Consider the following 25838-nt stretch of genomic DNA (forward strand, 5'->3'; position numbering starts at 1 on the left):
CCACATGCGGCACGGTCGGCACGAGGGCGGTGAGCCCCGGATGGCGGTGGCGCAGCCGTGCCAGCACCTCGCCGAAGACCGGCGCGAGCCGCGTGACCTCGGACCGGCGCGAGCCCGGCAGCACGAGGATCGCGGGGCCCGTCCCCAGCCGCTCGCGCAGCGCCTGCACCTCGGCCTCGCTCGCGCGCGGCTCGGCCACGACCGGATGGCCCACGAAGTCGCAGCTCATGCCGGCCGCCGTCATGTAGGGCGGCTCGAAGGGCAGCAGCGCCAGGACGTGATCGACATGCCGCGCCATCTTCGCCGCCCGGCCCGGCCGCCAGGCCCAGACCGAGGGGGCAACATAATGGATTGTGCGGACGGACGGCTTCGCCTGCTTCACCAGCGCCGCCACGCGAAGCCCGAAGTCCGGGCTGTCGATGGTCACCAGCGCCTCGGCGCCCGAGGCGAGGCAGGCCGCGGCCGCCTCCTGCACCCGGCGGCGGAGGTGGAGATATTTCGGCAGGATCTCGGCCAGACCCATGACCGAGAGCTCCTCCATCGGAAAGAGGCTCGAGAGCCCCTGGGCCTGCATCGATGGCCCGCCCACGCCGGCGAACTCCATCCCCGGCGCGAGCTGGGAGAGCCCCGCCATGAGCGCGCCGCCGAGGCGGTCGCCGGAGGGCTCGCCCGCGATCAGGAAGAATTTCATGGCTCTCTCGCCCAGAGGAAGAGACCCGCCTCCTCGGCCGCGCGCACCGCCTCGGCCCGGTCGAGGAGGATCACGCCCCCCGCCTCCCAGACGAGGCCCGCAAGGCCTGCCGCGGCCGCACGCGCCACGGTGGCGGGCCCCAGCGTCGGCAGGTCGATGCGCCGGTCCTGCCCCGGCTTCGGCGCCTTGTAGAGCACGCCCCGCGCGCCCGCGGGATCGGGCCGCCGCGCGGTCGCGGCCACCCAGTCGAGCATCGCATCCGTGCCGGGCAGCGCCTCGACGGCGAGGCAGAGGCCCTGCGCCACCACCGCGCCCTGACCCACATCGACGCGACCCACCGCCTCGACGATGGCGGCCGCGCGTTCCGCGTCGCGCAGGTCGCCCTCGCTCGGGGTGCCGCAGAGCGTGCCCGCCCCCGGCACGAGGTCCGGCGCGATCTCGGCCACGCCTGCCACCGAGAAGCCCTCTTCCTCGAAGATGCCGATCACGGCGCGGAGCGTGGCATCGTCGCCCGCCTGCATCGCGCCGATCAGCCGCGGCACCATCTGCGCGGTCTGCGGATCGAAGAGCGAGGGATCGAGCCGCGGCCGGCTGACCGCTCCCGCGAAGACCAGCCGCGCGACGCCGGCTTCCTCGAGCGCGCGCAGGAAGGGCACCAGCCGCTCGACGCGGAAGGTGATGTCGGGCGCGAGCCCCTCGGGCGGAAAGCCCTCGAGCGCGGCCACCAGCGGTGCCTCGCCCGCGGCCCGCAAGGCCTCGGCCAGATGGCGCGGCAGGGCGCCCGATCCGGCGATGATCGCGGTCGCAGCCCGGGTCATTGCGGCGTCAGGAACGAACGGTCGGTCGCGGCGAGGATGAAGTCGGTCATCTCTCGGACATGCGGGCTTTCGGTCTCGTCGGCCAGACGCCGGGCGCGGTCGAGGAAGGTGCCCTCGCCCTGCGCGAGCATCTGATAGGCCGCCCGGAGCGCCGTGATCTCGGCCCGGCTCACCCCGCGGCGCTTCAGCCCGACGAGGTTGAGCCCGTCGAGTTCGCCCCGCGGCGCCTGCACGAGCCCGTGCGGCAGCACGTCGTTCGTCACCATCGTGACCGCGCCGATGATCGCGCCGCGGCCTACGCGCACCCACTGGTGCACCCCCGAGAGCCCGCCCACGATCACATCGTCGCCGAGCCAGCAATGGCCCGCAATGGCGGCCTGATTGGCGAGGATCACCCGGTTGCCGAGCGTCGCATCGTGGCCCACATGGGCGCCCGTCATCAGCAGGCAGTCATCCCCCACCCGCGTGACCCCGCCCCCGCCCTCGGTCCCGAGGTTCAGCGTCGCGCCCTCGCGGATGCGGCAGCGCGCGCCCACGAAGAGACGGGTGCGCTCGCCCTTGTACTTCAGGTCCTGCGGCACCTCGCCCACGACGGCGAAGGGAAAGATCCCCGTCTCGGCGCCGATCTCGGTCCAGCCGGTCACGACGGCGTGGCTCTTGACCACGACGCCGGGGCCCAGCGTCACCTCGGGGCCGATCACGGCGAAGGGGCCGATGCTGCAGCCCTCGCCGATCACCGCGCCCGGCTCCACGATGGCGGAGGGATGGATCTCTGCCATCTCTTATCCTTTCGGCAAATCGAGCATGGCGGAGAATTCCGCCTCGGCGGCCAGTTCCCCGTCGACGGAGGCCCGGCCCTCGAACTTCCAGACCTTGCCGCCGCCGCGCTTCACGGTGACGGTCATCTCGAGCACGTCGCCCGGCACGACCTTGCGCCGGAACTTGGCCCCGTCGATGCCCATGAAATAGACCTTGGCCCCCTTGTCGGCGAGATCCATCGAGACGCCGACCAGCACGGCCGAGGTCTGGGCCATGGCCTCGATGATCTGCACGCCCGGGAAGATCGGCAGGCCGGGGAAGTGCCCGGTGAACTGCGGCTCGTTCATCGTGACGCATTTGATGCCGACGGCGCTCTTGTTCGGGACGATGTCGCGCACCCGGTCCACCAGCAGGAACGGGTAACGGTGCGGGATGATCCGCTGGATCAACTGGATATCGGCGGAGAGCGTCGCTTCTGCGGCTTCGGTCATCGCAGGGGTCCTTGGCAGAGGGTGGAGCGGCCCCGGGGGGCCGGACCTTGCTAGCAAGGCTCCGGCACGCGGGCAAGCCGCAGGGTCACGGGGTGGCGGCGGGGGACTGCGGCCTGTCGTCCGGGATTTCGGGCGCGGTGCCCGCCGCAGGCGGCACGGACACCGGCGGCAGCAGCGCCCCGGGCCCGGAGGGGGCTGCCCCGCCCTCGGGCGTCTCGGGCGGCTCGGGCTCGGCATCGGCCTCCGGAGCCTGCGGGGTCAGCGCATCGAGCCGGGCAATGGCCTCGTCGGTGATGTCGGCCGCGTCGCGCGAAATCACGACCGAGGCGCGGTCGATCAGCACGAGCGCCCCCCTGTCCTGCATCAGCCGGGCGAGGATCGGCAGCGCCTGCTCGACGATCCGCTGCCGCTCCTCGTCGCGCTGGCGGGTGAGCGTGCGCGACTTGGCCTCCTGCGCATCGCGGATGCCCTCGACCTTGGCGTCGAACTCCGCAGCCAGACGGCGGAACTCGGCCGGCTCGATCTGGGCCCTGCGCGCCGTGAGCGCCTGTTCCTCGGCCTCCAGCGCCGCCTCGATCTCGCGGTTCTCCGCGATCAGCGCGCGCGAGGCGGCCTGAAAGCGCTGCTCGAGCGCCCGGCCCACCGCCGTGTCGGTGATGAGCCGGCCCTGGTCGATCACCGCGACACCCGCAGGCATCTGGGGCGCCTCCGACTGGGCCAGCGCCGGGCCCGCAAGGGCCAGCGCGCAGGCCAGGGCCGCGGCCGCAAGCCCGTGCATCAGAAGCGGGTCGAGATCGTCAGGTCGAAGAACTGCTCCTTGTCGTAGTCCTGCTTCTCGATCGCCTTGGCGAAGTTGAAGCGCAACGGCCCGATGGGCGTGGTCCAGAACAGCGACACGCCGACCGAGGAGCGGATGTGGAAATCGTCGTCGACCGGATCGTCGCCCGTCGTGCCGCCGCCCACGTCATCGAGGCTCCAGACCGAGCCCGCATCGGCAAAGACGCCGCCGCTGAAACCGTATTCCTCGGGCAGGCCCAACGGGAAATCGGCCTCGAGCCGTGCCACGGCGAAATAGTTGCCGCCGAGCGCGTCCTTGTTGCTGACGTTCAGGTCGCGCGGGCCGATCCCGTTCGGCTCGAAGCCGCGGATCTTGCCGTTGCCGAAGAAGCGGTCGGTCACGCGCGACGGATCGTCCCCGATCATGCTGAGGGCGCCACCCTCGATGATGGCCCGCACGGTGACTTCCTCGTTCCAGACCTTGCGTTCGGCCATGGCGAGCGCGGTGGTGGAAACATATTCCACGTCGCCGCCGACACCGGCGAAGTCCTGGCTGAAGCGCAGCAGGTTCCGGCCCGTCGGGTTGAGGCCGCCGCGGTTCGAATCCCACGAGTAGCTGTAGCCCACCGACGAGGCGATCAGCGCGCCGCGCGCCTCCTCGTTGATGAGGATGATCGACGAGACGTCGTCATCGTCGTCGGTGTCGTTCGGCCCGCCGTCCACGTTCGAGATCTTGTCCTCGGACAGGGTATAGCGCAGCTCCAGCCGGCCATTCTCGGAGACGGGGAATTCGATCGAGGGGCTGATGCCGATCTTGCGCGTGTCGTAGCGCGAATACTGGTTGTCCGTCTCGCGGTAATAGGCGTTGAAGCGGAAGCGCAGGTCGCGGCCGAGGAACGACGGCTCGACGAAGTTGAGCTGCGTGTTCACGTTGTCGGTCCCGGTCGAGACATCCACGCCGAGGATCTGGCCCCGGCCGAGGAAGTTCTGCTCGGAGAAGCCGACCGAGAAGCCCACCCCCGAGCTCACGCCGTAGCTCACGCCGAACGAGAGCGAGCCGGTGGGCTGTTCCTCGACGTTGACGTCCACGACCACCTGATCCGGGCTCGAGCCCGGGCGGGGATTGACGTCGGCATTGGCGAAATATCCCAGCGCCCGGATCCGCTCGGCCGACTGGCGCACCTCGCGCGGGTTGAAGGGGTCGCCTTCGACCGTGCGGAACTGGCGCCGGACCACCTGATCGAGCGTCGTGGTGTTGCCCTCGATGTCGATGCGCTCGACGAAGATGCGCTCGCCGCGGACGAGGGCGAAGTTCACGTCCAGCGTCTGATTGCGCTCGTTGCGGGTGATGCGCGGCTCGATCCGGACGAAGTTCAGCCCCTTCTGCAGCGCGAGCGACTCGAGCCGGGCGATGTTGTTCTCGACCACCGACGGCGAGTAGGTCACGCCGCGCCGGATGCGGAGCGCCTGCTGGAAGTCGGCCGCGTCGACGCCCTCGACCTCGGACGAGGCCGTGATCTGTCCGAAGCTGTAGCTCTGGCCCTCCTGCACGGTGAAGGTCAGGAAGAAGGCGTCGCGCTCGCGCGTGACCTCGGCGGTGGCGTCGAGCACCTCGAAGTCGATGAAGCCGCGCGAGAGATAGAAGTCCCGCAGAAGCTGCTTGTCGAGCTCGACCCGCTCGGCGATGAACGTGTCGGAGGCGATGATGCTGCGCAGGAGGCCCGCCTGCTTCGTCTCGAGCACCTGGCGCAGGCGACGGTCGGAATAGGCGCGGTTGCCCACGAAGGACAGACGCTCGATCTCGACCACCTTGCCCTCGGCGATGTCGAACACCAGATCGACGCGGTTGTCGGAGCGGCGGATGATCTTCGGCGTGACGGTGGCCGCGATCCGGCCCTGCACGCGGTAGGCTTCGGTGATGGCGGCGGCGTCGGCCTCGGCCTGGGCGGGATTGTAGGCCCGCCGCGACTGCGACTTCACCAGCCCGGCCAGCTTGTCGTCCTTGATGCGGGCGTTGCCTTCGAAGTTGATGATGTTGACCGTGGGGAATTCCTGCACCCGGATCACGAGGGTGCCCCCCTGAGGCACGATCTCGACCGTCTCGAACAGGCCCGAGTCCGCAAGACGCTGGTAGGCCTCGTTCAGTTCGCCCGCCGAGATGGCCTGCCCCCGGTTGATCCGCGCGAAGCCGAGGATGGTCGAGGCATCGACCCGTTCGTTGCCCTCGATCCGGACATCGGAGAAGGAGTAGTTCTGGGCCAGCGCCGGCAGGGTCATGCCCGCTGCGATGCCTGCCACGCCAAGGAAGACCGACACGGCCGCCGGCCGGATCATGCCACGGTCCTGCCCTGTCCGTCCGTTCCCCGTCCGGTTCCTCGCCATTCGCCTGCCCTCGGTCATTTTCTTTCCGCCCTGACTACTGGACATGGCGGCTTTTGTCAAAAGCGCAGGCGCCCCGCAAGCCTGTCGGGCGGCAGGTGATGCGACATCACCTCACCAGAGGCGCGGAACCGCCGCGATGAGCCCCGCCAGGGCCAGCGCGAGGGCCACCGAGCCCAGCGACAGAAGGAGATCGCGGTTGAGATTGACGAGGTAGACAAGGCCCCGCGTGCCGTCGATCACGCTTTTCATCTGCAAGTCCCTCACGCGCAGGCGCGGCCGTGGTCAGGGGGCCGCCGCCCGCGGCGTGGCAGAGGATTGTGGCCTGAGTGGGGCGGATCCGCGGGCGCCCTCGCCCGCCTCCTCCGATTCCGCCTGAAGGCGATGGCCGCCCCCGAGGGGGCGGCCTGCGGTCAGCAGAAGAGGTCGTTGGTGACGGCGAAGACCATGAGCGAGAGCAGGACGGCAAGGCCCCCCGTCATCAGGATGCGCAGCACCCGGTCGCTCGGCGGCTTGCCCGCCACGGCCTCGTAGGCGTGGAACACCAGATGTCCGCCGTCGAGGATCGGAACCGGGAAGAGGTTCATGAGGCCCACCGCGGTGGAGAGCATGGCGATGAACCAGATGAAGTTGCCGGCCCCCTGCGAGGCTGCTGCCCCGGAGATCTCGGCGATCCCGATCGGTCCCTGCAGGTTGCAGGAGGAGATCGCGCCCGTCACCATGTGCCAGAGGCCCGAGAGGCTCGTGGGGATGATGGTGTAGGTCTGCTGGATGCCGAGCCAGATCGCCTCGAGCGGCCCCGGCGTGCGCGTCTCGGGCTCGAACAGGAGGCCGCCCGACAGGCCGATCAGCCAGCGGGTCTCGAACCCGCCGGTGGGCAGCGGAATGTCCATCCGCCGCGGGGTGAGCGAGGCCTCGTAGGTCTCTCCCGCCCGCCAGACCGTCATGGTCAGCGGGTCGCCGTTCGACAGCCCAACCGCGTCGCGCAGTTCGCGGAACGAGGCGATGGGCGCGCCGTTCACCGCCAGCACCACGTCGCCCGCCTCGATCCCGGCGTCATGGGCGCCCGAGGGCGCCTGCACCGCATCGACCACCGGCGGGAAGGGATAGGGCGCCGTCACATCGAGCTCGGCGCCGTCGCGCTCGACCCGGTAGAGGGCGGTCGGTGCGGGCGGCAACTCGTTGGCCACGCGCACGAAATCGGCAAGCGTGGGCGTCTCCTGCCCATCGATGGCAAGGATCCGGTCGCCTTCCACGAGCGACTGCGACGCCTCGGGCAGCGCCTTCACCTGCCCGACGACGGGCAGCTCGGTCGCCACGCCCTTGACCATGAAGAAGGCGCAGAAGACGAGGATCGACAGCGCGAAGTTGAAGAGCGGACCGGCCGCAACCGTGGCGGCCCGCGCCCAGAGCGGGGCCCCGTGCATCGTGCGGCCCCGTTCCTGCTCGTTCAGCTGGTGGACGCTCACGCTCGCGCGGCTCGAGGCCGCATCGGCATCCCCGAGAAAGCGCACATAGCCCCCGACGGGAAAGGCCGCGAGCTGCCAGCGCGTGCCGCGCCGATCCACCCGCGAGGCGATCACCGGCCCCATGCCCAGCGAGAAGACCTCGGCATGGATGCCGCTCCAGCGGCCCACGATGTAATGGCCAAATTCATGCACGGCCACGACGATGGAAAGAGCGACGACGAATGCGAGAATAGTCCAGATGACCCCGCCGAACTGGGGAACGAGACCGACAATGTCCAAGTGCTGCTACCTTTTCTGCTGGCGGAGACCGGCGGCTTCCTCGGCCGCTTTCCGAGCGAGATGGTCCATGGCCAGCACTTCCTCAAGGGCGTCGGGCACTTTTCCGAACAGCGGGTCGGCCGAAACGCCCGCGAGCGTCTCCTCGACCACCGCCGCCATGTCCAGAAATCCGATGCGTCCGGCGATGAAATGATCGAGCGCGATTTCCTTGGCCGCGTTGAAGGCAGCCCCCGACAGGCCGCGCGCCGCCATGACGTTGCGCGCAAGTCTCAGGGCAGGAAAGCGTTCCTCGTCAGGCTTCTGGAAGGTGAGGCTCGCAATCTGCGCAAGGTCGATCCGGGCGACGGGCACCTCGCCGCGTCCCGGCCAGTTCAGCGCGAAGCCGATGGCGTGGCGCATGTCGGCCGGCCCGAGATGGGCCATGAGGCCCCCGTCGCAGAAGCCCACCAACGCATGGACGATGGATTGCGGATGGACGACCGCCTCGATCCGGTCCGGCTCGAAGCCGAAGAATTCGCGCGTCTCGATCAGTTCGAGCGCCTTGTTGAACATCGAGGCGCTGTCGATGGAGATCCGCTGGCCCATGGACCAGTTGGGATGGGCCTGCGCCTCGGCCACGGTGCAGGCGCGGATGCGCTCGAGGCTCCAGTCCCGGAAGGGGCCGCCCGACGCCGTGATGATGACCCGCTCGACGCACGCCGTGTCCTCGCCCGCGAGCGCCTGGAAGACCGCGGAATGTTCGCTGTCCACCGGCAGGATGGTGGCGCCGTTCTCCTCGGCCGTGCGCATCAGGAGCTGCCCCGCCGTCACGAGGCTCTCCTTGTTGGCAAGCGCCAGCGTCCGGCCGTGCTTCAGCGCCCGCATTCCGGGCACGAGGCCCGCGGCGCCGACGATGGCCGACATGGTCCAGTCGGCGGGCCGGTCGGCGGCCTCGGCGATGGCCTGCGCCCCGCCCGCAGCCTCGGTGCCCGTCCCGGCCAGCGCCTCGCGCAGCGCGGGCAGGCAATCCTCATGCGCGGTGACGGCGAGCTCCGCCTTCAGCGCGCGCGCCATTTCGGCCAGTCGCCGGATGTTGCGCCCGCCGGTCAGGGCGACGGTGCGGAATGCCTCGGGCCCGCCCTTCCGCATGACGAGGTCGAAGGTGGATTCGCCGATGGAGCCGGTGGCCCCAAAGATCGACAGGCTGCGCATGATGCTTTTCAGTTCCCCATAGCCGGCAGCGGAAGGTCACCGAGCATCCCCAGAACGAGAACGGCGAGCACCGCCCCGGTCAGCGCGTCGAACCGGTCCAGCACACCGCCATGGCCCGGGATCAGCGAAGAGCTGTCCTTGACCCCGGAACGCCGCTTGATCCAGCTCTCGACAATGTCCCCGAGTTGTCCTGCCAGCGCGATCACGGGCGACAGGATGATGAGGCCCCAGCCTGCACCCGCCGCAATGGAGAATCCAAGACCCACAATTGCCGCACCCAGCCAGCCCGCGATCGTGCCGGACCAGGTCTTGTTGGGGCTGACCGCGGGCCAGAACTTGGGGCCGCCGAGGCTGCGGCCGGCGAAATAGCCCATCACGTCCGAGGTCACGACCACGAGGATGAGCCACAGGATCGCGACCGACCCGCCCTCCTCGCGCAGCATGACAAGGCCTGCGCCCGCCACCATCAGCGCGGTGCCGTAGGTGAAGAAGATCCGCCGGTCGCGGCGCGGGCCCAGAAGTCCGGCCCCCGGCGCCAGCGCGAGGGCCGCCAGCGCAAGCATCATCTCCTCCCGGAACACGAAGCTCAGCACGCCCGTCAGGATGGCCGAGGCGAGAAGGCCCACGAGGATGTTCGAATAGGGCCGCTGCGGCGCGGTCATGCGCGCCAGTTCCCACAGCATGAGGCCCGTGAGCCCGATCACGAGAAGCGCGAAGGGCACGCCGCCCAGCCAGACCTCGATCGCCCCCACCGACAGCATGATCGCAGCCGAGATCATCCGGCGGCGCAGGTCGCCCCAGCGCCCCTTCGGCTTCTCGGGCCTCCTCATGCGCGCAACACTCCTCCGAAGCGCCGCTCGCGCGCGGCGAAGCGCCCGATGATCGTCTCGAGCTCGCGGGCGGTGAAGTCCGGCCAGAGCGTCGGCGTGAACTCGTATTCGGCATAGGCCGACTGCCAGGACAGGAAGTTCGAGGTCCGCGTCTCGCCCGAGGTGCGGATGACCAGATCCGGGTCCGGCATTCCGGCGGTGTCGAGCCGCGCCACCAGCGCCGCCTCGTCCGCCTCCTCCGCCCGCAGACGCCCCGCCGCCACATCCTGACACATCCGCCGCGCAGCGCGCGCAAGCTCGTCCCGACCGCCGTAGTTGATGGCCACCGTCAGGTTGAGGCGCTGGTTGTGCTGGGTGCGGGTCTCGATCCCCGCCATCAGCCGCTGGAGCTTGGCATCGAGCCGCGTCCGGTCGCCGATGAAGCGCATCCGGACGCCTTCCTTGGCCAGCCGGTCGGCCTCGCGCTCGATGTAGCGCGCGAAGATCGACATGAGGCCCAGCACCTCCTCGGTCGAGCGCTTCCAGTTCTCGGTCGAGAAGGCATAGACGGTGAGCCAGCGGATGCCGAGGCCGGGCGAGGCCTGCACGATCTCGCGCACCCGCTCGGCGCCCCGGCGGTGGCCGACGAGCCGCGGCCACCCGCGGTCGACCGCCCAGCGTCCGTTGCCATCCATGATGATGGCGACATGATCTGCGCGTCTCGGGGGAGGATCCGCCTCGCGAGGCTCGGTCACGGCCAAGGCATTCCCCTTCTCTCTGGGCTGGTCAAGCGGGCTGGGTCGGACGGAAGAAGGCGCACGCAGGTCGTCTCAGACCTGCATGATTTCCTTCTGCTTTTCCTCAAGAGCCTTGTCCACCGCGGCGATCGCCTTGTCGGTCAGGGCCTGCACCTCGTCCGACCACATCTTCTGGTCGTCCTCGGCCATGCCTGCGGATTTGGCCTTCTTGATCTGGTCCATCCCGTCACGGCGCACGTTGCGGATCGCCACCCGGGCCTGTTCGGCATAATGGGCCGCGACCTTCGAGAGCTCCTTGCGGCGCTCCTCGTTCAGCTCGGGGATCGGCAGGCGGATGATCGGCCCGTCCACCACCGGGTTGATGCCGATGCCGCTGTCGCGGATCGCGCGCTCGACCTTCGAGATCATGCCCTTGTCCCAGACGTTGATGACGACCATCCGCGGCTCGGGGACGTTGATCGTGCCGAGCTGGTTCAGCGGCGTCTGCTGGCCGTAGGCATCGACATGGATCGGCTCGAGGATCGAGGCCGAGGCGCGCCCGGTGCGCAGCGAGCCGAACTCGGTGCGCAGGGCATGCATCGCGCCATCCATCCGGCGCTGGATCGCATCGAGGTCGATCTCGAGGTCATCTTGCGACATGTTCTGGTTCCTTCACGTTCCGCGCAGGCGGTTCTGCCGCTCTATAGCAGCACCGCTCCGCCATTGGTATAGGCTCGGGGCGCCTCAGCCCTGGACGCGGGTATAGGTGCCCTCGCCGCGCAGGATCCCGCAGAAGCCGCCGGGCTCATCGAGCGAAAAGACGATGATCGGCAGGTCGTTGTCCCGGGCGAGCGCGATGGCCGAGGCATCCATGACGCCCAGATGCTTCTGCAGGCACTCGTCGTAGGAGACGGTCTCGTAGCGTTTGGCATCGTCGAACTTGCGCGGATCCTTGTCATAGACCCCGTCCACCTTGGTGCCCTTGAAGATCGCCTGACAGGCCATCTCGTTGGCGCGCAGCGTGGCTGCCGTGTCGGTGGTGAAGTAGGGGTTGCCGGTTCCTGCGGCGAAGATACAAACCCGCTTCTTCTCGAGGTGACGCACGGCCCGGCGGCGGATGTAGGGCTCGCAGACCTGATCCATCGGGATCGCGCTGATGACGCGGGTGAAGATGCCGAGCGATTCCAGCGCCGCCTGCATGGCGAGCGCGTTCATCACCGTGGCGAGCATCCCCATGTAGTCGGCCGTCGTCCGCTCCATGCCCTGGGCCGAGCCCTGAAGGCCGCGGAAGATGTTGCCGCCGCCGATCACCATGCAGATCTCGACGCCGAGGCGATGCACCGCCTGCACTTCCCGCGCGATGCGCTGCACGGTCGGCGGGTGCAGCCCGTATCCCTGATCGCCCATCAGGGCCTCGCCGGAAATCTTGAGCATCACGCGCTTGTAGGTCACGGCTGTGCTCGCCGGCGCGGCTTCGCTGGTCATGGGATCTTCCCGTCCGTCTTGTTGATTGGATTTGACTGCGGCGCAAAATGTCGGAAAACGACGCCGGGTTCAACCGGGATCGGCCGCCGGTGGCGGAAGACGCTCAGGGACGCCCTGCCCCGACCTCGCCCGTTTTCTTCACAATGCCGAGCAACCTCTTGCCTGACATACCGGATATTCCACCGGAGCGGCCCGTTCTGATTGCCGGCCCAACCGCCTCGGGAAAGTCCGCGCTCGCCGCGCGGCTCGTCGAGGACGGGGGCGGCGTCGTGATCAATGCCGACGCACTTCAGGTCTACGCCTGCTGGCGGCTCCTCTCGGCCCGGCCGAGCGCCGCCGAGGAGGCGGCGCTGCCGCATCGGCTCTACGGTCATGTGGGCGCGCGCCAGACCTATTCCGCGGGTCATTGGCTGAAGGAGGTGGCGGGGGTTCTGGCCGAGGGACTGCGCCCGGTGATCGTGGGGGGCACAGGCCTCTATTTCTCCGCCCTGACAGAGGGCTTGGCCGAGATCCCTCACACGCCGCCGGAAGTGCGCGCCGAGGCCGATGCGCGGCTGGCAGAGGCTGGTCTCGCGCGGATGGTGGCGGAGCTCGACGCCGAGACCGCGGCGCGGATCGACCTGCAGAACCCCGCCCGCGTCCAGCGCGCCTGGGAGGTGCTGCGCGCGACCGGCCGGGGGCTCGCGCGCTGGCAGGCCGAGACGGCGCCGCCGCTTCTGCCTCTGGCGGATGCCACGGCGCTGGTGATCCGCCCCGATCCCGCTTGGCTCGCGCTGCGGATCGACCGTCGGTTCGACCTGATGATGGCCCACGGCGCGCTCGACGAGGTGCGGGCGGCCCTTCCCGGCTGGGATCCCACGCTTCCCTCCGCCCGCGCCATCGGGGCGCCGGAGCTTGTGGCTCATCTGCGGGGCGAGATCTCGCTGGACGAGGCCGTCGCCGCGGCCAAGCTCGCCAGCCGCCAATATGCCAAGCGGCAGCGGACGTGGTTCCGCAACCGCATGCGGCTCTGGCACGAGATCCGGCTGCCCTGAGCCGCGCGCTCTGGCGCCAGAGGCGGGACACACGCCTGTTCTCCGCCGCCTTCAGACATCGGCTCCTCATCGGTCCCGCAGCCACCGCAGCACATCGCCCGCACATGCGGAACGCCATGGCACCGGAGGCGTTGACGCGCGCGACAAATCCGGGCGCAATGGGCGGGACCGGACGATGCGGCGCACCAGCACGGAGAGCGACATGACGACCGACCGACTTCATCCCGCGGCGCTCATGCACAGGACCGAGGTGGCGAGGGGCCGGATGAGCCGGCGCGAGTTCCTGACGCGGACCACGGCCCTTGGCGTCTCGGCGGGCGCGGCCTATGCGCTTCTGGGCCTCGGCCAGCCTGCCCGTGCGCAGGAGACCCCCCGGCCCGGCGGCACGCTCAGGATGGAGATGGAGACGCGCGCCCTCAAGGATCCGCGCACCGCCGACTGGTCGCAGATCTCGAACGTCACGCGGGGCTGGCTCGAATATCTCGTGGAATACGAGGCCGACGGCACCTTCCGGCCGATGCTCCTCGAAAGCTGGGAGGCCAACGACGATGCGACCGAATATCTGCTGAAGGTCCGCCCCGGCGTCAGCTGGTCGAACGGCGATCCTTTCACCGCCGAGGACGTGCGCCACAATTTCGAGCGCTGGTGCGATGCGTCGGTCGAAGGGAATGCCATGGCGGCGCAGATGGCCGCCCTTCAGGCCGAGGGCAAGCTCCGCGCCGATGCCATCGAGCTGGTGGATGACACGACCCTCCGGCTGAAACTCTCGCAGCCCGACATCGCGCTGATTGCGAACCTCGCCGACTATCCGGCTGCGGTGGTTCACAAAAGTTACGACGGCGGCGATCCCGCGGCCAACCCGGTGGGGACCGGGCCCTACCTGCCCGAGACGATCGAGGTGGGCATCCGCATGGTTCTGGTGCGCAATGAGGCCCATCCCTGGTGGGGCACGGAGGTCTATGGCGGCCCCTGGCTCGACCGGATCGAATATCTCGATTTCGGCTCCGATCCCTCCGCCGCGGTGGCCGCCGCCGGCTCGGGCGAGATCGACGCGACCTATCAGAGCGTGGGCGAGTTCATCGACGTGCTCGACTCGCTCGGCTGGGACAAGTCCGAGGCGCGCACCGCCACGACGCTGGCCATCCGCTTCAACCAGCAGGCCGAGGAATACAGGGATGTCCGCGTCCGCCGCGCGCTGCAGATGGCGGTCGACAACGAGGTGGTGCTGGAGCTCGGCTATTCCGGGCACGGTCGGGTGGCCGAGAACCATCATGTCTGCCCGATCCATCCCGAATATGCCGAGCTGCCGCCCCTGACCGTGGACCGCGCCGCGGCACTGGCCCAACTGAAGGAGGCGGGCATGGCCGAGCACGAGTTCGAGCTCGTCTCGCTCGACGATGCCTGGCAGGCGGCCTCCTGCGATGCGGTGGCGGCACAGCTGCGCGATGCGGGCGTAGCCATCCGCCGCACGGTGCTTCCGGGCGCAACCTACTGGAACGACTGGCTGAAATTCCCCTTCTCGGCCACGGAATGGAACATGCGCCCGCTCGGGGTGCAGGTGCTGGCGCTCGCCTATCGCTCGGGTGTGCCGTGGAACGAATCCGCCTTCTCGAACAAGGAGTTCGACGCGAAACTTGATGAGGCGATGTCGCTTGTCGATCCGGACCGCCGCCGGGTGCTGATGGCCGATCTCGAACGGATCCTGCAGGAGGAGGGCGTGCTGATCCAGCCCTACTGGCGCTCGATCTTCCGCCATGTCGATCCGAAGGTGAAGGGGGCCGAGGCGCATCCGACCTTCGAGCATCACCATTACAAATGGTGGATCGACGCCTGACCCTTGCGCGTCGCGGCGATCCTCCTGCGCCGCCTGGGCGCGCTTCTGGCCACGGCCCTCTGCCTGAGCCTCCTCGTGTTCTGGCTGACCCACCTGCCGCCGAACCTCGAGAAGCTGGCGAAGTCCCAGGGGTCGGCCCGCATGTCCGACGCCGAGGTGGCAAGCTGGCTCGAGCGGTCGGGGTTCGACCGGCCGGTGCCCGTGCTCTATGGCGAGTGGCTGGGCCTGTTGCCGAAGGCCGGCTGCGGCCGGTGTGGCGTGGTGCAGGGCGACTGGGGCCAGTCCACCGTCTTCCGCCAGCCGGTCGCCGAGGTGCTGGGCCGCAGTCTGGCCGCGACCGGCTGGCTCATGCTCTGGGTCATGGTCGTGATGGTGCCCACGGCGCTGGCGCTCGGCGTGCTGGCCGGGATGCGCGAGGGCTCGCGCACCGACCGCGCGATCTCGGTGGCCACGATCCTGACCGCCGCCACGCCGGAATATGTCTCGGGCGTGGTGCTCGTGGCGCTGTTCGCCTCGGCCACCGCGGGCCTGTCGCCCCTTTTGCACGAGACGGGCTGGATCGAGGGCCGCACGCTCTTTCAGGGCACGGCCTCGGGCGCCATGAACGGCATCACCTTCTGGAACTTCGCCCTGCCGGTGGTGACGGTGGCGCTCTACGGCACGGGCTATGTCGCGCGCATCACCCGCGCGGCGATGGCCGATGCGATGACGCAGCCCTATGTCCGCACCGCCCGGCTGAAGGGCGCGAGCCAGAGCCGGATCGTGCTCGTCCATGCGCTGCGCAATGCGCTGGTGGCGCCGGTGACGGTGATCCTCCTGCAGCTGCCATGGCTTCTGAACGGGGTCGTGATCGTCGAGACGCTCTTTGCCTACAAGGGGTTCGGCTGGACGCTGGTGCAGGCGGCGGGCAACAACGACATCGAGCTGCTCCTCGGCTGCGCCACGGTGGCGGTGACGCTGGTGCTCGCGACGCAGGGCCTGTCCGACCTCGCCTATCGCGCGCTCAATCCCCGGCTGAGAGCGCGCTGATGGAGGAGTTGGGCTGGCTCGGGATCCTCGGCCGAATGGCCCTGCGCTTCGTGCCCGTCTGGGCCGGGCTCGCGCTGATCCTGGGTCTGGGCTGGCGCGCCCGGGCGCGGCTCGGGCCCGCGGGCCGGCTCTTCGGAAGCTGGGCGGGCCTTTCGGGGCTGACGCTCGTCCTCTTCTGGGTCCTGACTGCGCTCTTTGCCGATCTCATCGCCACGCACGATCCGCTGGCGCAGCTCTCGGGGCTGAAGAACGCGGTGCCGGGCAGCCCCGCGCCGGGCTCGTCCTATCCGGTCTATCTCCTCGGCGGCGACAGCCTCGCGCGGGATTGCTTCAGCCGGATGGTCGTGGGCGCGCGGCGCGTGCTGGCCATCGCACCGGCCGCCACGCTCTGCGCGCTGGCCGTGGGGATGCTCCTCGGCCTGCCCGCGGGCTTTGTCGGCGGACGGCTGGACGCGGCCCTGTCCTTTCTCGCCAATCTGGTGCTGGCCTTCCCGGTCATCCTGCTCTTCTACCTGCTCGTGACGCCCGAGATCCGGCAGACGGCGCTGCCCCGCACCGTCGCCGCGGTCCTGTTCCTCATGCCGCTCCTGTTCCTCGTCCTGCTCTGGCACAGCCGCTTCCGCACGCGGGCCGGGCCGTGGGCCCTGGGCCTTGCGGCGATCCTCGGCCCCGGCCTCTGGATCTGGGCGGGCCTCGCGCTCGATGCGGACCCTTCGGGCCTCTGGCGGCTCGAGCCCGGGCTCCTCACCGTCTTCGTGGCGGTCGTCTTCGTGAACGCCCCCACCGCCTTCCGCATCGTCCGGGGGCTGGCCCTCGACCTCAGGCACCGCGACTATGTGGCGGCGGCGCGCACCCGCGGCGAGGGCCCGTGGTTCATCATGCTCTGGGAGATCCTGCCCAACGCCCGCGGCCCGCTGATCGTCGATGCCTGCCTGAGGGTCGGCTACACCACGATCCTCCTCGGCACGCTGGGCTTCTTCGGGCTGGGCGTCTCGCCCGAAAGCCCGGACTGGGGCTCGACCATCAACGACGGGCGGCGCTTTCTGGCGATCTATCCTCATGCCGCGGTCGTGCCCGCGCTTGCGCTCCTGAGCCTCGTTCTCGGGCTGAACCTGCTGGCCGACGCGCTGCGCACCGAGGCGCGCCATGACTGAGCCGGTGCTGGCGCTCGAGGGGCTGACGGTGCGCTTCGGATCGCGCCGGGTGGTCGAGGATCTGACGCTGCGCATCGGCCCGGGCGAGGTGCTGGGCCTTGCGGGCGAGTCGGGCAGCGGCAAGAGCACGGCGGCGCTGGCCATTCTGGGCGATCTGGGCCCTGGGGGCCGGATCGAGGCGGGCAGCCTCCGCTTCGAGGGCCGCGAGCTGCGCGGCCTTGCCGAACGGGAGTGGCGCGCCCTGCGCGGCGCGGGCATCGCGCTCGTGGGGCAGGAGCCGATGGCCGCGCTCAACCCCTCGATGCGGGTCGGCGCCCAGCTGGCCGAGGTGCCGCGGCTGCATGGCCGGGCCTCGCGCGCCGAGGCCCGCGCCGCCGCCCGACGCGCGCTCGAGGAGCTGCGCCTGCCCGATCCCGACCGGATGCTTGCGGCCTATCCGCACCAGCTTTCGGGCGGGCAACTCCAGCGGATCGTCCTCGCCATGGCGCTGATGGCCGAGCCGCGGCTTTTGATCCTCGACGAGCCGACGACGGCGCTCGACGTGACGGTCGAGGCCGAGATCATGGCGCTCCTGCGCGGGATCCGCCGGACGCGCGGCACGGCGATGCTGTTCATCGGGCACGATCTGGCGCTGATGGCGGGGATCTGCGACCGGCTTGCGGTGCTCTATGCGGGAAGGCTCGCCGAAGCGGGCCCCGTCGCGCAGATCTTCGAGAGGGCGCGGCATCCCTACACCCAAGCCCTGCTCGCGGCCCTGCCCCGGATCTACGCGGCCCGCCGTCCTCCGGCACCGCTGCCGGGCAGCCAGCCGCTGCCGCAGGACCGCCCGCCGGGCTGCGCCTTCGCCCCGCGCTGTACCCATGCGCGCCGGGGTCTCTGCGACCGGGATCCCGTGCCGCTCGAAACGGTTGCGCTCGACGCCGTGGTGCGATGCCTGCGCTGGCGCGAGATCGACGGGGCCCCCGAGGCAGCCCCGGCCCTGCCTGGCCCGGACATCGGCGGCCCGATCCTCGAAGTGGAGGGGCTGACCCGGCGGTTCGGCAGCGGCCGCGGAACGGTCCATGCGCTGCAGGAGGCCTCCTTCACCGCGTTCGAGGGTGAGACCCTCGCCATCGTCGGCGAATCCGGCTGCGGCAAGAGCACTCTCGCCCGGCTTCTGATGGGGCTGGAGCGCGCGGATGCAGGAACCATCCGGCTCAGGGGGGTGGAGGTGCAGGACCGGCTCGCAGGCCGGCGCCCGCGCGACCTCACGGCGGCCATGCAGATGGTGTTCCAGAACCCCTCCGACACGCTCAACCCGGCGATCCCGGCGGGACGGCAGGTGATGCGGGCGCTGGAGCTGTTTCAGGGCGGGCTTCCGGCCCGGACGCTGCGCGAAGGCCTCGCGGATCTTCTGGGCCTCGTCCGCCTGTCCCCGGCGCTCGCGCAGCGGATGCCGCGGGCGCTCTCGGGCGGCCAGCGCCAGCGCGTGGGCATCGCGCGGGCGCTGGCCGGGGATCCGGCCGTCCTTGTCGCAGACGAGCCGGTCTCGGCGCTCGATGCCAGCGTGCAGGCCGCCGTGATCGGCACCCTTCTCGAGCTTCAGCGGACCCGGCGCGCCACGCTTCTCTTCATCAGTCACGACCTGGCCCTCGTGCGCCAGATCGCCGACCGGGTCATGGTGCTCTATCTCGGGCGGATCATGGAGATCGGCCCGGCGCACCGGATCTTCGGCGCGCTCTGCCATCCCTATACGAGGGCGCTGCTCGACGCCGCGCCGCGTCCCGATCCCGGCGCGCCGCCTCCGTCGCCGCTGTCGGGCGAGAGACCCTCGGCGCTGACGCCGCCTTCGGGGTGCCCGTTCCACGGCCGCTGCCCGCGGCGGGCCGAGCTTCCCGAAACCCTCTGCGAGGACCGCCTGCCCCCTTTGGCCGAAGTCGCACCGGGCCATCGCATCCGCTGCCACCTGCCGCCCGAGCGGTTGCGGTTCTGACCCTACCCCCTCATGTCCGCGGTGTGCGCCGGGCGAGCCCCACACCCGACGCGCGCGTGCTGCCCGTCCGGCAGGCCCGGACCGGCGCTTGAGAGCGCCCCACGGTGCGCGCCAGCCTGTCCGCGAGAGCCGCCTTGTCCGAACGCCCTGTCGATCCTGTGGACCTGGAACCCGTGCCCAAGGAAAAGGGCGCCTTGCGGCGCCCGGTCAGTCCTTCTTGCCCAGATGTTTCCTCAGCCGCGAGGGCGTGCGGAATTTCCGCTCCTTGAACGGGTTCTTGTCGCCCTGCCCGCGCATCGTCAGGCGGATCGGCGTGCCGGGCATGTCGAAATGGTCGCGCAGCCCGTTGACGAGATAGCGCCGGTAGCTGTCGGGCATCTCGTCCGGGTGCGAGCACATCACCACGAAGCCCGGCGGACGGGTCTTCACCTGGGTCATGTAGCGCAGCTTGATCCGGCGGCCGCCCGGCGCCGGCGGCGGGTGGGCCTCGACCATGGCGCCGAGCCAGGTGTTCAACCGGGCGGTGGTGATCCGCCGGTTCCAGATGTCATGCGCGCGCAGGATGGCCGCATGCAGCCGGTCGAGCCCGCGGCCGGTCTTGGCCGAGACGGTCACCAGCGGCGCGCCGCGCAGCTGCGGCAGAAGCCGCTCGAACATCTCCTTGAGTTCGGCCAGCTTCTCCTGCTTTTCGCCCTCGAGGTCCCATTTATTGACAGCGACAACCACCGCCCGGCCCTCGGTCTCGGCGAAGTCCGCGATGCGCAGATCCTGCTGCTCGAACGGGATCTCCACATCGAGAAGCACCACCACCACCTCGGCGAAGCGCACGGCGCGCAGACCGTCGGCCACCGACAGTTTCTCGAGCTTGTCCGAGATCCGCGCCTTCTTGCGCATTCCGGCCGTGTCGAAGATCCGGATCGGCGTGCCATGCCACTCCGAGCGCACCGAGATCGCGTCGCGCGTGATCCCGGCCTCGGGGCCCGTCAGCAGCCGGTCCTCGCCGATGATCTTGTTGATGAGGGTGGACTTGCCCGCGTTCGGCCGCCCGATCACCGCGATCTGGAGCGGATGCTTGACGGTGGGCTTGTGCGCCTCGGGATCGGCCTCGAGATCGGCCTCCTCCTCCGGCACATCCACATCCACCACCGGCGCATCGGCGGCCGCGCGCTCGGCGAAGCCCTCGGCGATGGGCCGCAGGATGTGATAGAGATCGTCCATCCCCTCGCCATGCTCGGCCGAGAGGCGGATCGGTTCGCCGAGACCGAGGCTCCAGGCCTCGATGGCGCCGCCGTCGCCCGCGCGGCCTTCGGCCTTGTTCACGCCGAGGATCACATGGGCATTCTTCCGGCGCAGGATGTCGGCGAAGACCTCGTCCGACGGCGTCACGCCCACGCGACCGTCGATCAGGAACAGACAGACATCGGCCATCTCGACCGCGCGCTCGGTCAGCCGGCGCATCCGGCCCTGCAGGCTGTCGTCCGTCACCTCCTCGAGGCCCGCCGTGTCGATCACGGTGAAGCGCAGGTCGATGAGGCGGGCATCGCCCTCGCGCAGGTCGCGCGTGACGCCGGGCTGGTCATCCACCAGCGCCAGCCGCTTGCCGACGAGGCGGTTGAACAGTGTGGACTTGCCGACGTTCGGACGGCCGACAATGGCGAGGGTAAAGCTCATCGATGCCTCCCGAGGCGGCTTACGCAGGTCAAGCCCGGCTCCCTAGCAGAGACGCCGGTCAGCGGAAAGCGAGAAGTTTCCCGTTGGCTCCCACGATGTAGAGCATCCCGCCGGCCAGTGCGGGCTGCGACGCGGCCCCGCCGGGAAGGTCGGTCTGGCCCACGAGCCCGCCGTTGACCGGGCTGAAGAAGCGCAGAACGCCATCCGAGGAGGCCACCACCAGCCGTCCGCCCGCGAGCACCGGCCCGTAATGGGCGGTGATGCCCTTGCGGCGCTTGGGCTTGGCATTCTCCCAGTAGGGCATGTCGACCGACCAGATCCCCTCGCCGGTCGCTGCATCGAGCCGCACCAGCCGCGCTTCGTCGGAGACGAGGAAGAGCGAACCGCCGGCCAGCGCCACGGGCGCAAGGGCCCCCTCGTTAGCCGACCAGAGCGTCTCGCCCGAGGTCGCCGACAGCGCCACCGTGCGCCCGGCCGAGCTTCCGACATAGATGCTGTCACCCGAAACGACCGGGTCGCCGGTGATGTCGCGGAAGCCGGTATAGGCGCGGCCGAGCCGCTCGCCCGCGACCTGCGAGGACCAGATCTGCGAGCCGCCCTCGCGCAGGACGGCGATGATCTGCCCGCTGTTGAAGGGGAAGAGCACGGTGCCCCCCGCCGCGGCCGGAGCCGAGCCGCCGATCATGCCGGTGCTGGAGGGGGCGCCGGGGATCTGCCAGCGCACGCGCCCGTTCGAGGCGTCGAGCGCCCAGGCCGAGCTGTCGCGGCCGGTGACATAGACGGTGTCGCCCTCGATCATGGGCGCGCCGGTCGCCGGAGCGCCGAGCTTCTGCCGCCAGAGGACGCCGCCCGAGGCGGGATCGAGCGCCACCAGTTCGCCGTACCCCGTCGTGGCAAAGAGCCGCCCCGCGCCGTAGGCCAGACCGCCGCCCGAAACATGGGTCGCGCTGTCGGAGGGCGGGGTGATGTCCACGCGCCAGAGCTGGCCGCCGGCGGTCGAGGTCGCCTGCACGTCGCTCAGCGCATCCATCGTGAAGATGCGGCCCTCGGCCACGACCGGGGCGGCCGAGATCCGGTTCTTCCGGCTGTTGCCGGAGCCGATGTCGGCGCTCCAGACCAGCTGCGGCGCGGCCGAAAGGCTCGCATGCGGCGCCAGATGGGCCGCGTTGCCACCACGCTGGGGCCAGCTCGCGTTGACCGTGACCGCCGGAAGCGCCACCGGCCGGGCCTCGTCCGCCTGCCGCCCGGAGGGATCGGACGGGGTCGGGTTGCCCTCGGAGGGCAGGCTCGCCTCGAGCGGCGTGCGGACGTCGAACCGCTCGCCGGGAAGGATGAGTTCGCGCTCGCCGCAGGCGCCGAGCAGGCCAAGAAGCGCAAGTCCCGAGACCGCAGCCGTCCGCTTCACCGTGAAAACCCTCTTCAAGTCCCTGCCCGTCCCCTTGCTGCCGTCTCAGCCGGCCTGGGTGTCGCCGCCCAGAGCGGTGATCATCTGTTCGGCGCGCCGGCGCAGGCCCTGCGTCGCCTCCTGGTCCTGCACGAGGCTGCGCAGCGTGGCGATGGCCTCGGCGGTCTTGCCCGCCTCGACGTCCAGATAGGCCATCTGCTCCAGCGCGAGCGTGCGGTAGGGCCGGCCCGGCGCCGCAATCCCATCGAGCGCGGCGCGACGGTCCGCCACCGGCATCTCTGCCCCGGCAAGGATCACGCGGCGCAGCACAGCAAGGTCGCGGAACGCAGGATCGAGCGCGGCATTCGCGGCCACGCCTTCGAGCGCGCGGAGCGAGGCCGCGCGATCGGCGGTCGGATCGGAGGCCACCATCAGATCCCGCAGCGCCGCACGCGCGCCCTCGGCCGGAACGGCCGCCACGGCCGCCCGGCGGGCCGCCGCATCCGGCGCCTCGAGGGCCGCAAGGATCGCATCGCCGAAGGCCTGCGACTCCGCGGCCTCGCGCGATTTCTGCCATTCGACATAGGCGGCACCGCCCACGAGGGCGATCACGGCCACGAGCGCGATCCAGCCGTAGCGCCGGAAATAGCCGAACAGCCGTTCGCGGCGGACCTCCTCGGTCACCTCGTCGATGAAACTCTCGGGGTTGCTCAAGGCCCTCTCCCTCGCTGGTGCCTTCGTCTTACACGCAAGCCCAAGGGCTTGCCAAGCCCCGCTCCCGCCGGTGCGGAGGCTCTGACCGGCGGGGCCGCCTCAGGCCGCCGCCTCGTCCTCTTCCTCGGCCGATTGCCGCGCCCACATCGCGGCATAGCGCCCGCCGCGGGCGAGAAGCTGCTCGTGCCGCCCCTCCTCGACGATCCGCCCCTCTTCCAGCACCACGATCCGGTCGGCATCGGCGATGGTCGAGAGCCGGTGCGCGATGGTGATGACGGTCCGCCCCTCGCCCATTTCGCGCAAGGAATCCTGGATGTCGCGCTCGGTCTGGGTGTCGAGCGCCGAGGTCGCCTCGTCGAGGAGCAGGATCGGCGGGTTCTTCAGCAGGGTGCGCGCGATGCCCACCCGCTGCTTCTCGCCGCCCGAAAGCTTCAGGCCGCGTTCGCCCACCATCGTGCGGTAGCCCTCGGGCAGGCGCAGGATGAAGTCGTGGATCTTGGCCGCCCGCGCCGCGGCCTCGACCTGCTCGGGCGTGGCGTCGGGGCGGCCATAGGCGATGTTGTAGAAGATCGTGTCGTTGAAAAGCACCGTGTCCTGCGGCACCACGCCGATCTGCGCATGGAGCGAGTCCTGCGTCACCGCGCGCAGATCCTGCCCGTCGATGCGGATGGCGCCCTCGTTCACGTCGTAGAACCGGAAGAGGAGCCGGCCGATCGTGGACTTGCCCGACCCCGAGGGCCCGACGAGCGCCACGGTCTCGCCCGCCTCGACCCGGAGCGAGATGCCCTTGAGGATCGTGCGCCCCGCATCGTAGCCGAAGCGGACATTCTCGAGCTCGACCGTGCCGCCCGCCACCGCGAGCGGCCGCGCCTCGGGCGCGTCGCTGACTTCGGCCGGCTGCGCGAGGAGCCCGAACATCTGTCCCATGTCCACGAGCGCCTGCCGGATCTCGCGGTAGACGGTGCCGAGGAAGCCGAGCGGCAGGGTGATCTGGATCATGTAGGCATTGACCATCACGAAATCGCCGACCGTGAGACGGCCCGCCTGCACGCCGTAAGCCGCCATGGCCATGACCGCCACGAGCCCCGCGGTGATGAGAAGGCTCTGCCCCGCATTCAGGAAGGCGAGCGACTGGCCGGTCTTGACCGCCGCCTTCTCGTAGCCCGCCATGGCCGCGTCGTAGCGCTCGGCCTCGCGCAGCTCGGCGCCGAAATATTTCACCGTCTCGAAATTCAGGAGCGAGTCGATGGCCTTCTGGTTCGCGTCCGTGTCCTGCTCGTTCATCTGGCGGCGGATCTGCACCCGCCACTCGGTCACCTTGAAGGTGAAGGCCACATAGAGCGCGATGGTGGCCACCACCACGACCATATATTCCCAGCCGAACACGACCGCGAAGATGATCGCGACCAGCGTGAGCTCGATGAAGAGCGGCCCGATCGAGAACAGCATGAAGCGCAGCAGGAAGTCGACGCCCTTCACGCCGCGCTCGATGATGCGGCTGAGGCCGCCGGTCTTGCGGCTGATGTGGTAGCGCAGCGAGAGCCGGTGGATGTGGGTGAAGGTCTCGAGCGCGAGCTGACGCAGCGCGCGCTGGCCCACGCGCACGAAGATCGCGTCGCGCAATTCGCCGAAGGCCACGGCGCCGAGCCGCGCAAGCCCGTAGGCCACCGTCATCCCGACCGCGCCGAGCCCCAGCATGAAGGCGGGCGTGGGCGCATCGCCCGCCAGCGCATCGACCGCGGCCTTGTAGAAGAAGGGCGTGGAGACCGAGATCACCTTGGCCAGCACCAGCATCGCCATGGCGATGACGACGCGCCGCTTCACCCAGGTCTGGCCCTTCGGCCAGAGGTAGGGCGCCATGCGCTTCATGGTCGCCCAGCCGCTCAATTCCGGCGGATCAACGGGCGTCGGGCCCGGCCTCTGTCTCGCTTCGCTCATCGGGGATCTCCTCGGAGAGCCCTACCTAAGCCGCCCTCACCCGGATTGCCAGAGCCGAAGCCCGGCTGGCCCGGCTGGCCAGGATCAGTCCGCCGGGGCCGGAAGGGTGAAGACCTGCCCCGGATAGATCAGGTCGGGGTCGCGGATCGCGGTGCGGTTGGCCTCGTAGACCTTCACATAGAGGATGCCCTCGCCGAAGGTCTCCTCGGCGATGCGCCAGAGCGAGAAGCCGGGCTGCACGGTAACCGAGACCGGCGCGCCGCTCGGAGGCTCCCCTTCGGCCGAGGCCGTGAGGACCGCGCCCGGCCCGCCCGCGGGCTGTGCCCCTTCGGCGCCCGGCACGAGGGGCTGCGCCTCGCCCTCCGGCGCGCCGCCGGGGCGGCTCTGCGCCTCGAGCGCCGCCGCCACCGTCTCGTGGGTTTCGCGGGCGAAGGGCGTCTCGAACCGCGCCACGACGTCGCCTTCGGGATCGATCCTGTCGGCCCGAAGCGCGTAGCGACCGGGCTCGATCCCTGCAAGGCTCACCCCCCAGGTGCCGTCCGGGGCGATGGTCACGGTGGCGATCTCGCGGTTGTCGAGATAGAGCCGCACGAAATCCCCCTCACCGCCCCGGCCCGACAGAAGCACCGAGCCGTCCGGGCCGTAGGAGATCGTGTCGACGGACACGCCCGCCAGATCCTCGAGCGCCTCGCCGGCGGGCTGGAGCACCTTCACATTGCCGTCGCCCACGAGAAGCGCCGCGGGCGCCCGCGGCACGGGGGTCGGGGCGGGCTCCTGCGCCGCCGCGTCCGACCCCGCCTCGGCCGAGGCCACCTGTGCGGGGGGCGGCGTCAGGATCGGCGCGATCAGGACGCTGCCGGTCGAGAGATAGTCGGTGCCGTCCGGCAGCACCATGCGCAGCGAGAGGCGCCGCGGCCGATCATCGGCCGGTAGGGTGAACATGACGGCGAAGCGGTTCGCGGCATCCGCGGTGGTGGAGGCCGCCTCCTCGTCCTCGACCAGCACCGTGACCTCGGCCCCGCGCTGCGCCCGCCCGGCCACCAGCGCCGAGCCGTCGCTCTCGATGCGGACCACGTCGAAGGCAGGCTCGATCACCAGCGCCTGCTCCGCCTCAAGTTCGGGCTCGGGCTCGGGCGTTCCCGCGGCCGGATCCTCGGCCGGCTGCGGGGCCGCCGCCTTCTGCGGCGCGGTCGTGCCGGGGTTTGCCGGGGCGCCGGGGGCTC

Annotated in this window: 23 protein-coding genes; 5 read left to right on the forward strand and 18 right to left on the reverse strand. The window is 70.3% G+C overall.

The genetic code is table 11. The annotated features are described in order from the left end of the window. The 13 genes from A9O63_RS12860 to pyrH form a co-directional block, all read right to left on the reverse strand. Positions 1-691, reverse strand: a 691-nt coding sequence (locus tag A9O63_RS12860; protein ID WP_412841980.1) for a lipid-A-disaccharide synthase, incomplete at its 3' end; no start/stop codon positions are given. Then, positions 688-1509, reverse strand: coding sequence for an LpxI family protein (locus A9O63_RS12865; protein WP_069332298.1), 822 nt, complete (start codon positions 1507-1509; stop codon positions 688-690). The genes A9O63_RS12865 and A9O63_RS12860, both read right to left, overlap by 4 nt. Beyond that, entirely contained in the window at positions 1506-2288 is a 783-nt protein-coding gene (gene lpxA, locus A9O63_RS12870; protein WP_069332299.1) for an acyl-ACP--UDP-N-acetylglucosamine O-acyltransferase, read from the reverse strand. Before lpxA ends, A9O63_RS12865 begins: the two co-directional genes overlap by 4 nt. 3 nt (positions 2289-2291) lie before the next feature. Beyond that, positions 2292-2759: a 3-hydroxyacyl-ACP dehydratase FabZ gene (gene fabZ / locus A9O63_RS12875; protein WP_002719864.1), complete on the reverse strand. Its 468-nt coding sequence runs from the start codon at positions 2757-2759 to the stop codon at positions 2292-2294. An 85-nt stretch (positions 2760-2844) separates the two neighbouring features. After that, complete coding sequence (locus tag A9O63_RS12880; RefSeq protein WP_069332300.1) at positions 2845-3537, reverse strand: OmpH/Skp family outer membrane protein; 693 nt, start codon at positions 3535-3537, stop codon at positions 2845-2847. Further along, a complete protein-coding gene (bamA, locus tag A9O63_RS12885) occupies positions 3537-5870 on the reverse strand; it encodes an outer membrane protein assembly factor BamA (RefSeq protein ID WP_069332301.1) in 2334 nt (777 codons plus the stop codon). Before bamA ends, A9O63_RS12880 begins: the two co-directional genes overlap by 1 nt. 159 nt (positions 5871-6029) lie before the next feature. After that, complete coding sequence (locus tag A9O63_RS22195; protein WP_084295876.1) at positions 6030-6167, reverse strand: hypothetical protein; 138 nt, start codon at positions 6165-6167, stop codon at positions 6030-6032. Between the two features lie 161 nt (positions 6168-6328). Then, the gene (gene rseP, locus A9O63_RS12890; protein WP_069332302.1) at positions 6329-7663 is read right to left on the reverse strand and encodes an RIP metalloprotease RseP; all 1335 of its coding nucleotides are present in this window, start codon (positions 7661-7663) and stop codon (positions 6329-6331) included. Positions 7664-7669: 6 nt separating this feature from the next. Further along, the gene (gene dxr, locus A9O63_RS12895) at positions 7670-8854 is read right to left on the reverse strand and encodes a 1-deoxy-D-xylulose-5-phosphate reductoisomerase (RefSeq protein ID WP_069332303.1); all 1185 of its coding nucleotides are present in this window, start codon (positions 8852-8854) and stop codon (positions 7670-7672) included. Between the two features lie 8 nt (positions 8855-8862). Further along, on the reverse strand, positions 8863-9684 hold the full coding sequence (locus tag A9O63_RS12900) for a phosphatidate cytidylyltransferase (RefSeq protein WP_069332304.1): 822 nt from the start codon (positions 9682-9684) through the stop codon (positions 8863-8865). Further along, on the reverse strand, positions 9681-10424 hold the full coding sequence (gene uppS / locus A9O63_RS12905; protein ID WP_069332305.1) for a polyprenyl diphosphate synthase: 744 nt from the start codon (positions 10422-10424) through the stop codon (positions 9681-9683). The genes A9O63_RS12900 and uppS overlap by 4 nt, the downstream gene beginning before the upstream one ends. 69 nt (positions 10425-10493) lie before the next feature. Further along, the gene (frr, locus tag A9O63_RS12910; protein ID WP_002719856.1) at positions 10494-11060 is read right to left on the reverse strand and encodes a ribosome recycling factor; all 567 of its coding nucleotides are present in this window, start codon (positions 11058-11060) and stop codon (positions 10494-10496) included. A gap of 84 nt (positions 11061-11144) precedes the next feature. Continuing rightward, positions 11145-11885, reverse strand: a complete 741-nt coding sequence (pyrH, locus tag A9O63_RS12915; protein ID WP_069332306.1) for a UMP kinase — start codon at positions 11883-11885, stop codon at positions 11145-11147. 89 nt (positions 11886-11974) lie between these two features. Here pyrH and miaA point away from each other — a divergent pair, with 89 nt between their 5' ends. From miaA to A9O63_RS12940, 5 genes are all read left to right on the forward strand, one after another. Next, a complete protein-coding gene (gene miaA, locus A9O63_RS12920) occupies positions 11975-12919 on the forward strand; it encodes a tRNA (adenosine(37)-N6)-dimethylallyltransferase MiaA (RefSeq protein WP_205631848.1) in 945 nt (314 codons plus the stop codon). A gap of 202 nt (positions 12920-13121) precedes the next feature. Continuing rightward, on the forward strand, positions 13122-14753 hold the full coding sequence (locus A9O63_RS12925) for an ABC transporter substrate-binding protein (protein ID WP_069332314.1): 1632 nt from the start codon (positions 13122-13124) through the stop codon (positions 14751-14753). 3 nt (positions 14754-14756) lie between these two features. Beyond that, complete coding sequence (locus tag A9O63_RS12930; protein WP_069332308.1) at positions 14757-15782, forward strand: ABC transporter permease; 1026 nt, start codon at positions 14757-14759, stop codon at positions 15780-15782. Beyond that, a complete protein-coding gene (locus tag A9O63_RS12935; protein ID WP_069332309.1) occupies positions 15782-16936 on the forward strand; it encodes an ABC transporter permease in 1155 nt (384 codons plus the stop codon). The genes A9O63_RS12930 and A9O63_RS12935 overlap by 1 nt, the downstream gene beginning before the upstream one ends. Beyond that, on the forward strand, positions 16929-18908 hold the full coding sequence (locus A9O63_RS12940) for a dipeptide ABC transporter ATP-binding protein (RefSeq protein WP_069332310.1): 1980 nt from the start codon (positions 16929-16931) through the stop codon (positions 18906-18908). The genes A9O63_RS12935 and A9O63_RS12940 overlap by 8 nt, the downstream gene beginning before the upstream one ends. A gap of 207 nt (positions 18909-19115) precedes the next feature. Here the strand turns inward: A9O63_RS12940 and der are convergent, their stop codons facing one another. The 5 genes from der to A9O63_RS12965 all read right to left on the reverse strand — a co-directional run. After that, positions 19116-20579, reverse strand: coding sequence for a ribosome biogenesis GTPase Der (der, locus tag A9O63_RS12945; RefSeq protein ID WP_002719849.1), 1464 nt, complete (start codon positions 20577-20579; stop codon positions 19116-19118). 58 nt (positions 20580-20637) lie between these two features. Further along, the gene (locus tag A9O63_RS12950) at positions 20638-22002 is read right to left on the reverse strand and encodes an outer membrane protein assembly factor BamB family protein (protein WP_235836984.1); all 1365 of its coding nucleotides are present in this window, start codon (positions 22000-22002) and stop codon (positions 20638-20640) included. A gap of 27 nt (positions 22003-22029) precedes the next feature. After that, a complete protein-coding gene (locus A9O63_RS12955) occupies positions 22030-22677 on the reverse strand; it encodes a hypothetical protein (RefSeq protein WP_069332311.1) in 648 nt (215 codons plus the stop codon). Positions 22678-22776: 99 nt separating this feature from the next. Then, positions 22777-24615 (reverse strand): ABCB family ABC transporter ATP-binding protein/permease, encoded by a 1839-nt coding sequence (locus A9O63_RS12960; RefSeq protein WP_069332312.1) that lies wholly within the window; start codon positions 24613-24615, stop codon positions 22777-22779. 84 nt (positions 24616-24699) lie between these two features. Next, on the reverse strand, positions 24700-25838 hold a 1139-nt coding region (locus A9O63_RS12965; protein ID WP_069332313.1), incomplete at its 5' end, for a LysM peptidoglycan-binding domain-containing protein.

The organism is Cereibacter johrii, from assembly GCF_001720585.1.
GTDB lineage: Bacteria > Pseudomonadota > Alphaproteobacteria > Rhodobacterales > Rhodobacteraceae > Cereibacter_A > Cereibacter_A johrii.